This window comes from Corallococcus carmarthensis (assembly GCF_003611695.1).
GTDB lineage: Bacteria > Myxococcota > Myxococcia > Myxococcales > Myxococcaceae > Corallococcus > Corallococcus carmarthensis.
In genome coordinates this window covers 51,627-59,577 of sequence record NZ_RAWE01000041.1, presented here as the reverse complement: position 1 = coordinate 59,577, position 7,951 = coordinate 51,627, and the positions used below count along the sequence as shown (strand labels likewise).

Annotated in this window: 7 protein-coding genes; 3 read left to right on the top strand and 4 right to left on the bottom strand. The window is 71.7% G+C overall.

Going from position 1 to position 7,951, the window contains the following annotated elements; translation table 11 throughout:
• On the top strand, positions 1-943 hold a 943-nt coding region (locus D7X32_RS14210), incomplete at its 5' end, for an FHA domain-containing protein (protein WP_120603081.1).
• A gap of 87 nt (positions 944-1,030) precedes the next feature.
• Here D7X32_RS14210 and D7X32_RS14205 read toward each other — a convergent pair.
• Complete coding sequence (locus D7X32_RS14205) at positions 1,031-2,713, bottom strand: serine/threonine-protein kinase (protein WP_120603077.1); 1,683 nt, start codon at positions 2,711-2,713, stop codon at positions 1,031-1,033.
• A 112-nt stretch (positions 2,714-2,825) separates the two neighbouring features.
• On the opposite strand from D7X32_RS14205, the gene D7X32_RS14200 reads away from it, so the two are divergent.
• Positions 2,826-3,593, top strand: coding sequence for a double zinc ribbon and FHA domain-containing protein (locus D7X32_RS14200; protein ID WP_120603076.1), 768 nt, complete (start codon positions 2,826-2,828; stop codon positions 3,591-3,593).
• A 77-nt stretch (positions 3,594-3,670) separates the two neighbouring features.
• Here the strand turns inward: D7X32_RS14200 and D7X32_RS14195 are convergent, their stop codons facing one another.
• Positions 3,671-4,033, bottom strand: a complete 363-nt coding sequence (locus D7X32_RS14195; RefSeq protein WP_120603075.1) for a TraR/DksA family transcriptional regulator — start codon at positions 4,031-4,033, stop codon at positions 3,671-3,673.
• Positions 4,034-4,158: 125 nt separating this feature from the next.
• Between D7X32_RS14195 and D7X32_RS14190 the strand changes: the two genes are divergently transcribed.
• Positions 4,159-5,040: a DNA integrity scanning protein DisA nucleotide-binding domain protein gene (locus D7X32_RS14190; protein ID WP_120603074.1), complete on the top strand. Its 882-nt coding sequence runs from the start codon at positions 4,159-4,161 to the stop codon at positions 5,038-5,040.
• An 8-nt stretch (positions 5,041-5,048) separates the two neighbouring features.
• Here the strand turns inward: D7X32_RS14190 and D7X32_RS14185 are convergent, their stop codons facing one another.
• Both D7X32_RS14185 and D7X32_RS14180 read right to left on the bottom strand, forming a co-directional pair.
• On the bottom strand, positions 5,049-5,618 hold the full coding sequence (locus tag D7X32_RS14185) for a PspA/IM30 family protein (protein ID WP_120603073.1): 570 nt from the start codon (positions 5,616-5,618) through the stop codon (positions 5,049-5,051).
• A gap of 17 nt (positions 5,619-5,635) precedes the next feature.
• Positions 5,636-7,918 (bottom strand): vWA domain-containing protein, encoded by a 2,283-nt coding sequence (locus D7X32_RS14180; RefSeq protein WP_120603072.1) that lies wholly within the window; start codon positions 7,916-7,918, stop codon positions 5,636-5,638.
• Between the last annotated feature and the right edge of the window lie 33 nt (positions 7,919-7,951).

The window sequence follows — 7,951 nt, the reverse complement described above, 5'->3', positions numbered from 1 at the left end:
GCCCAGCGCGGTGCCGCCCGGGCTCAAGCCCTCCGCGCGCACCCCTCCGCCCACTGCCGCCCAGGGGCTGATGGTGGAGGCCCGCCGGGCCGCGCAGCCCGCCGCCGGGACGCCGCCCCCGCCTCGAGCAGGCTACGGACCGGCCCTGCCGCCCGCGAACACCCGTCCGCCCCCGCCGGTGCCGGACAGCGCGCTGCCGCCTCGGGGAGGTACGGGCGCCACGGCCCCGGTCCCGGCCGGCACGCCTCCCACGGCTCCCACGCCCACGGGTGCCACGGCGCGGCCCGCGCCGGTGGCGTCGCGCTTCGGCCTGGCGGTGATCGCCGGGACGACGCGCGGCCAGCGCTACAAGCTGCCGGTGACGGGCTGCGTGGTGGGCCGCCAGCGCGGCGCCATCCTCTTCCCGGACGACGTCTTCGTGTCGCCGCTGCACGCGACCTTCCTGGTGAAGGACGGCGCCCTCTTCGTGCGCGACGAGTCGAGCGCGTCGGGCGTCTACGTCACCTTCGCCGGCACGGAGCCCCTGGCGCCGCGCGCCCTCTTCAGCGCCGGCCAGCGGCTGTTCCGCTTCACTGGCCGCGTGGAGGCCCCTCCGCCCGTGGCGGGCCGTCCCAACCCGTACGGTTCGCCGGTGCCGCTCGGCCAGGCGCTGTACGGCGTGGAAGAGGTGCACATGGGTGGCAGGGCGGGCCGCGCGGTGGTGACAGCCGCGGCGCTGCTCACCATCGGGCAGGCGCACTGCGACCTGGCGTACCCGAACGACGAGGGGCTCGCCGGCCGGCACTGCGAGCTGAGCCCCACGGCGACGGGCGCGATGCTGCGCGACCTCTCCGGCGGCCTGGGCACCTTCGTGCGCATCCCGCCCGCGACGGAGCGCCCCCTGCGTCCGGGCGACCGCGTGCGCCTGGGCCAGCACGTCATGCAGGTGGAGACGCTGGGCTGACGGGGAGCCCGGGCCGCACGGGTCCGGGCGTCACCGAGCCGGGCGTTGCCGAGCCGCGGGCTCCGCCGAGCCGGACTTCACGGGCACTCAGGGCGCCGAAGGCCGCGCCACCGGGCTGCCCAGCCGGACCTCGATGTACGCACGCGCACGCGAGTCCGGCATGTCGGTCAGGTGGCGCACCCACCAGCCGCGGGCCTCGTCGGTGTTATCGCGCTGCCAGTACAGCTCGCCCAGCTTGAGGGCCAGCTCCGCTTCCGGGTTGTAGAGGAAGGCTTCCTTGTAGCTGGAGGTCGCGCGGGTCAGCTCTCCCGCCAGCACGTCGCGGTCCCCGTCCAGCGTCAGCTTGCGCGCCTTGTCCACGTTGCGCGCGTTGCTGGGGATCTGCCGCAAGTACTCGGGCTGATCCGAACCCGCCGTGAGCAGCCGGGGCGCGTTGGGCGGCGCCACGTACTGGCCCCCCTCGGAGCCGCTGCCCGCGCCAATGCCGAAGTAGTAGACGAAGAAGCCCACCGCCCCCAGCACCAGCACCGTGGTGAGCGCCTTGAAGAAGAGGATGATGCCGTCGCCACCACTGGAGGCGGGCGCGGCCACGGAGGTCCGGGTGCCGTCGGACGCGAGCGTGGACTCTTCAGAGACCGGCGTGCGCGAGTGGGGCAGCCCCTGCACGGTGGCTTCCACCGTCACGTCGTTCCAGCCCGTGTCGTTGCGGGAGGCGTTCTGCGCGGCCTGCGACTTGCGCGGGATGGGGGCCAGCACGCCGGAGGCCTGGGGACGGCGCCCCCCCGTCTCACTGGCACTGGCACTGGCGCCACCGCGACGGCGCTCCTTGTCGACCGCGAGCAGCTCCGTCTTGAAGGCCCCGGCGTTGGCCGGCCGGTCATCCGGATCCTTGGACAGGACGCGGAGGATCAGCCGCTCCATGCCCGGGGAGATGCGCGCGTCCGGACGGCGGCGCGTGGGCGGGGGCGGCTCCTCGGTGAGGTGCTTGGTGGCGAAGCCCACCGCCGAGTCGGACTCGAAGGGGAGCAGGCCCGTCGTCAGCTGGTAGAGGATGACGCCCACCGCGTACAGGTCCGAGCGGTGATCCAACACCGCGCCCCGCGCCTGCTCGGGCGACATGTATTCGGGGGTGCCGCACACGAAGCCCGCGCGCGTGAGGGCCGGGCCCTCGTCCTGCGAGTCGGTGATCTTCGCGATGCCGAAGTCCAGCACCTTCACGAAGTCCGGCTCGTTGCGGCGCTGCTCCACCATGATGTTTTCGGGCTTCAGGTCCCGGTGGATGACGCCCGCGCCGTGCGCGTCCGACAGCGCGCTGAGAATCTGGAGGGCGATGCGCACCACGCGCGCCTCGCCCAGCGGCCACTCGCGGCTGAGGATCTGATGCAGGTCCTGCCCGGCCACGTACTCCATCGCGATGAAGAGCGCGCCGTCGTCGGCCTGGCCGAAGTCCAGCACGCTGATGGAGTTGGGGTGGTTGAGGCGGCTGGCGGCCTTGGCCTCGCGCTGGAAGCGCGCGACGGTGCGCTCGTCCGACAGCAGCGTGTGGCGCAGCACCTTCAGCACCACCACCTTGTCCAACGCGAGCTGACGGGCGCGGTACACCTTGCCCATGCCGCCTTCGCCGATGAGGGCCTCCACCCGGTACTTGGAGGCAATCGTCTTGCCCACGTATTCGTCGCCGCCCTCCGCCGAGCGCAGGAGCGTCGCGCCGCAGGCGGGGCAGTAGCGGGAAGAGTCTTCGGCGTCAGCGCCGCAGGAAGGGCAGTACACGTCAGCGTCCAGTCAGTGGGGGCGGGACTTCACCATGCCCCTCGGGTGGGGAGCAAGCCGTGCGCTGTCGGGCCCCCCAACGCGGCGCGGGCCTGCTAGAAGGGATGCTCGCATGGACGCCGTGGAATATTGCCCCCGCTGTGACACCGAGAATTCCCGGGATGCCACTGTGTGCCGAGCTTGCGGCTCGGCACTGCGCTCCGGGACCATGGTGATGGCCGTGGCGCACGTCTCGTCGCGCCCGCAGGTCTCCATCCGCGTGGTGCGGGCGGACGGCGGCCCCGAGTCGCTCGTGCGCATGCAGCGCGACACCCTCACCTGCGGACAGCAGGCGGACATCGCGCTCAACGACGACCCGTTCATCATGCCCGTGCAGGCGCGCTTCTTCTTCTCCGGCGCCAGGCTCGCCATCGAGGACGTGGGCGGCGCCAACGGCGTCTTCGTGCGCCTGCGCCAGGAGCGCGAGCTGCCCGCCGGCGGAGAGCTGCGCCTGGGCCGTCAGCGCCTGGTGCTGGAGCCCATCTCCACCGCGGCGCTCGGGCCCGGTGGCACGCAGGTGTGGGGCTCGCCGGATCCGGGCTACCGGCTGCGGCTCATCCAGTTGCTGGAGGGCGGCCTGCGCGGCGCGGCCTACCCGCTCAAGGACGGCGACAACCTGCTGGGTCGTGAGCAGGGCGACATCGCCTTCCCCACGGACGGCTTCGTGTCCGGGCGGCATGCGCTGCTGCAGGTGCGCGGAGACCGGCTGATGGTGCGCGACGTGGGCTCGTCCAACGGCACGTTCATCCGCCTGGCGGGGCCGACCTTCGTCGACAACGGCGATCACTTCCTCATCGGCCGTCAGCTGCTGCGGGTGGAGATCCAGCCCGCGGCGGCCTGAAGCAGCGTCGTCACCGCACCGCGCTGCGAGGACCGCACGGGCCATGGAGCACCGTGCGGTCCGGAGAAGCCACGGCCTTAGCCGTAGGACTTCTCCTTCTTCTCCTGTTCCTCCTTGCAGCGGATGCAGAGCGTCGTCACCGGACGCGCATCCAGACGCTTCGGGGAGATGTCCTCCTCGCAGCGCTCGCAGATGCCGAAGGTGCCGTCCTCCACGCGCTTGAGGGCGGCGTCGATCTTCTGCAGGAGGAACTTCTCGCGATCCCTCAGGCGGAAGACCATGGACTGGGTGTACTCGGAGGCGGCCTGGTCGATTTCGTCAGGCAGGTCGTCCGTGTCGAAGGACGATTCCTCCACCAGGGTCTTCTTCGCGCTTTCGAGCAGGCTCGTTTTGCTGTCCTCGAGCATCTTCTTGTAACGCTTGAGATCTTTCTGGTTCACAGCCTGCGGCTCCGTTGGACGGGTAGAGGGGGCCTGACCCCGAAAAAAAGGGCCCGAAAGCTTTATTCATGCAGTTCCCAGTGTCAAGCTGACCTGCTTTAAAACGTGGGTGCATGAGGGGCGCCTTGAGCGACAACACGAAGTTCGATCGGGAATTCTTGCGCTCGGCGCTCTCCCTGGCCGCCAAGAGCGAGGTCGACCACTTCCTCTACATCTGCGACACGCCCATTCCGCCGGAGGACCTCCGGGGTAAGGCCGCGCGCAAGAAGCTGGTTTACGCGGTGACGCTGGAAAAGCTGGCGCAGGAGCACCAGCACAAGAAGGTCCGCGCGCTCGTCATCCCCGCGTACGACTACTCGCGCACCGAACGGGTGAAGGTGGCGCTCGTGTCCGCGCTGTCCCAGGGCGCGTTCAAGGAAGGCGACCTCGTGCTCTGCATGACGGGCAAGGTGGGCCGCGCGCCGGACACGCTGATGCAGATGCGCATTGGCGGGTCGCTGGACGACCGGCTGGCCATCGAGGGCGTGAAGCTGGGCGACGAGTTCAACTCGCAGGTGGTGGACGCGCTCATCCAGCTGGCGCTCCAGATTGGCCAGGAGGGCTTCGAAGGCCATCCCATCGGGACCATCATCACGATTGGCGACCACACGGCCGTGCTGGAGAAGAGCCGGCAGCTCACCATCAACCCATTCCAGGGCCTGTCGGAGTCCGAGCGCAACGTGCTCGACCCGAAGATCCGCGACGCCATCAAGAACTTCTCCGTGCTGGACGGCGCGTTCGTCATCCGCGAGGACGGCGTGGTGCTGTCCGCGGGCCGCTACCTGTCCGCCAACGACGACACGGTGAAGATTCCCCTGGGCCTGGGCGCGCGCCACGCGGCCGCGGCGGGCATCACCTCCACCACCCACTGCATCGCGCTCGTCGTGAGCCAGACGTCCGGCGCGGTGCGGCTGCTCAAGGGCGGCAACATCGTGCTGGAGCTGCACCAGACGGCGCGGCGGAACTAGGCGCTCCCCTACTTCACGCGCTCGGGCGCCGCTGGGGGCACGTGCTCCTCGCGGTAGATGTCCGCCAGGGCGTGCGCCTTCTCCACCTCGTCGCGCGCGGCCTCCAGCGCCATCACCCGGTCGAAGCGCTCCACCTGCTCGCGCAGCGCCTCGGTGACGACGCCGCCGGCGGCCATCCGCGCGGATGCGCTCTCCCGTTCGATGCGCAGGTCCGCCACGCGCTCGCCCAGCTCGCTGGCCGCGCCGAGCAGCAGCTCCGAGTCCCGCTCCGCGCGCCGCAGCGACTCGCGCGTGGACTCCAGCAGGCGTTCGGTCTGCACGCGGTCGCGCTCCAGCACGCCCACTCCCTTCGCGTCGCCCCGGTCGTGCGCCGTCTGGCGCCGCCCGGCGATGTCTCCCAGGCGGGCCGTGTAGCGCGTCACCCCGCGGGAGAGCTCGCCCTTGAGGGCCAGCAGCGTGGCGGCGGACTTGCGCACCTCGGCCGCCTGGCGCTCCAGGTCCTCGATGAGCCGGTCGAACGTGGCCAGCGGGTCCACGGGCGCCGGAGGCGTCTTCTTGCGTTTGAGGAAGCCGAACATGGCGCGTGCCTTGAAGCCTACCCGAACGGGCGGCAGAGCAGCCGGACCCGTTCCAACGCCTCTCCCACCGGGCGCCCGCCGCCGGACAGCACGGCCAGGTAGCGCGCGGGTGTGAGTCCGTAGATGGACAGCAGGTGCTGCAGGAGCACCACGCTCTCCGTCGCGCGCCGGTCGGCGGGAGCAAGCGACGCGGCCTCGCCCACCGCCTCCAGGATGTCCTTCACCCGCGCCACGAGTTCCATGCCGGGCGCCTCCGGCACGGTGGGCGCCGCGGGCGAGGAAGGAAAGAGCGCATCGAAGGAGGCCTCCACGGCAACGCCCGTCCCGAGCGCGCGGCCCGCCGCCACCGCCTCCAGCGCATCCAGATGCGGGGCCAGCGCCTCCAGGGCCTCCAGCGAGGCCGGCACATCGCGCGGAAGGAGCGTGCGCCAGGGCGTGTCGAACTCCGTGCGCGCCCAGCGGATCTCCTCATCGGAGAGCGGGTGGTAGAAGGCACGGCCTCCGGCGGCGCGCTGCTCCAGCACCAGGGACTTGAGGTCCGGGTTCTCCTCGCCCAGCGAGATGAAGCTCAGTGCGATGTCCAGGGCCCCCATGGGCGCGCGGGTGCGGCGGATGAGGTCCAGGTCCACGCGGTCCTCTCCGTCGGTGATGAGCACCACCGTGGCGCGCGCGAGGTACGGGTCACGCCCCTGCGCGGCGCGGATGGAGTCGAACGCGGACAGCAGGGCCAGCGAGATGTCCGTCTGCCCTTCCGCGGGCGAGTCCCGGAAGAGCTTTTCAATCTGCCGGGTCGCCTCCGCGGCGGTGTCCACGCGGGCCAGCTCCGTGGGCACGTCGTTGAAGAAGCTGAAGTAGAGCGGGTCGAAGTTCTCTCCGCGCCGCGCCTTCACGCGCAGGTTGTTCAGCTCCGCGATGATCAGCGCGTCGCGGAAGCGCGCCCGCGCGCCGTGCATGGAGCCAGAGGCATCACAGACGTAGACGCGCACGGCGGTGCGCTTCACCTTGCGCGGCTTGGGAGGTGGCGCGTCGTCCAGGTAGGTGCGCACGAGCTGACGGTGTGCCGCCAGGTCCTGGAGGAGGCGCCGCGGATCCGTGATGACGAAGTGATGAACCTCGTCCAGGCTCCCCGTCGTGGCGAACGACATCGTCTGCGTCGGATAGGACACCTGACGCGGGACGGCCCGCGCGGCGGCGGCGTCCTTCTCCACGATCTCCTCCGACAACGCGTCCTCCACGTCGAAGTAGCGCGCGCACCCGGCCGCCAGGTCGAACGTGGCCAGCTGTTCCGGCTTCAGTGAGAACGCCAGGTCCGCGAGCTGCTCGTCCGGAGCGTCCTCGGCCTCGCGCCCGGAGTCCGCCTCGGCATCCGCCTCCCCCAGCCACTGCAGCCGCGAGCCCGCCTCCGCCTCCTCCACCATCCGCGTCAGCCGGGACTCCGGGGGCAGCAACGGCGTCAGCGCACGCCGCGCCGCCGAGGCCAGCTCCGCGTCCCCCGCCTCGATGGCGCGCTCGTAGAGGCCCTGCAGCGAACGGTAGGCGCCCCGGGGATCCTTCTGGGCGGTCTCCCGCACGCCGCGCACCAGCGCCTCCAGGGAGCGCGTGGGCGGCACCTCGCGCACCCGCTCACGCGCCTCCGCCACGTCGTTACGCAACGCCATGCTCCGGGCGCGGTCCGCGTCCGTCGTGCCCAGGCGCAGCAGCATCTCGTGGGCCAGGTCCAGGTCGCGCCGCTTCTGCACCAGGTCGATGACGTTGTCCCGCGCACGGGCGGCCAGCAGCTCCGCGATGGCCAGGCGCGCGTTGCCCGGTGGCCTCTCGCGGGTCGTCTCGCTCGGGCGCTCGAAGATTTCGAACGGCGCGTCGTCCCCGCCCTGCGCTTCCAGCGGACGTCCGAAGAGGTCCGCCACCTTCACCGCGCGGGCCAGCCGCACGAAGCCCCGGTCGAGCGCGGTCAGCGCACCCGCGGGCATCTCTCCAGAGCGGTGCGCCCGCTCCACGAGGCGCAGGCACTCCTCGTATTCCTCCAGGGCCTGGTTCGCGCGCGCCGCGAGCCCCTGCGCGAGCGCACCCGCCCTGCCCCGCTGGGTGCCCAGCGCGAGCAACAGCCGCGCATCGGCGGCGGTGTGGACGCCCACGCGGTCCAGCTCGCGATCGAGCGCCACGAGCACCGGCAGGGACAGGTCCTCCGCCCCCTTCAGCTTGCGGCCGAAGGGCCAGGACCACGCGCCGCTACGGGCCGCCGTGGGTTGGCGGAGCGCATCCAGGCGCTGCCGCAGAGGGGTGAGCCGACGCGCCAGCACGTCTCAGCGCCGCCTTCCGTGCACGGCCCCGGC

What these genes read in the sequence shown, in the direction of transcription:
- D7X32_RS14200 (WP_120603076.1), top strand. Translation starts at nt 2,826, where the DNA reads ATGGACGCCGTGGAATATTGCCCCCGCTGTGACACCGAGAATTCCCGG.
- D7X32_RS14185 (WP_120603073.1), bottom strand. Translation starts at nt 5,618, where the DNA reads ATGTTCGGCTTCCTCAAACGCAAGAAGACGCCTCCGGCGCCCGTGGAC.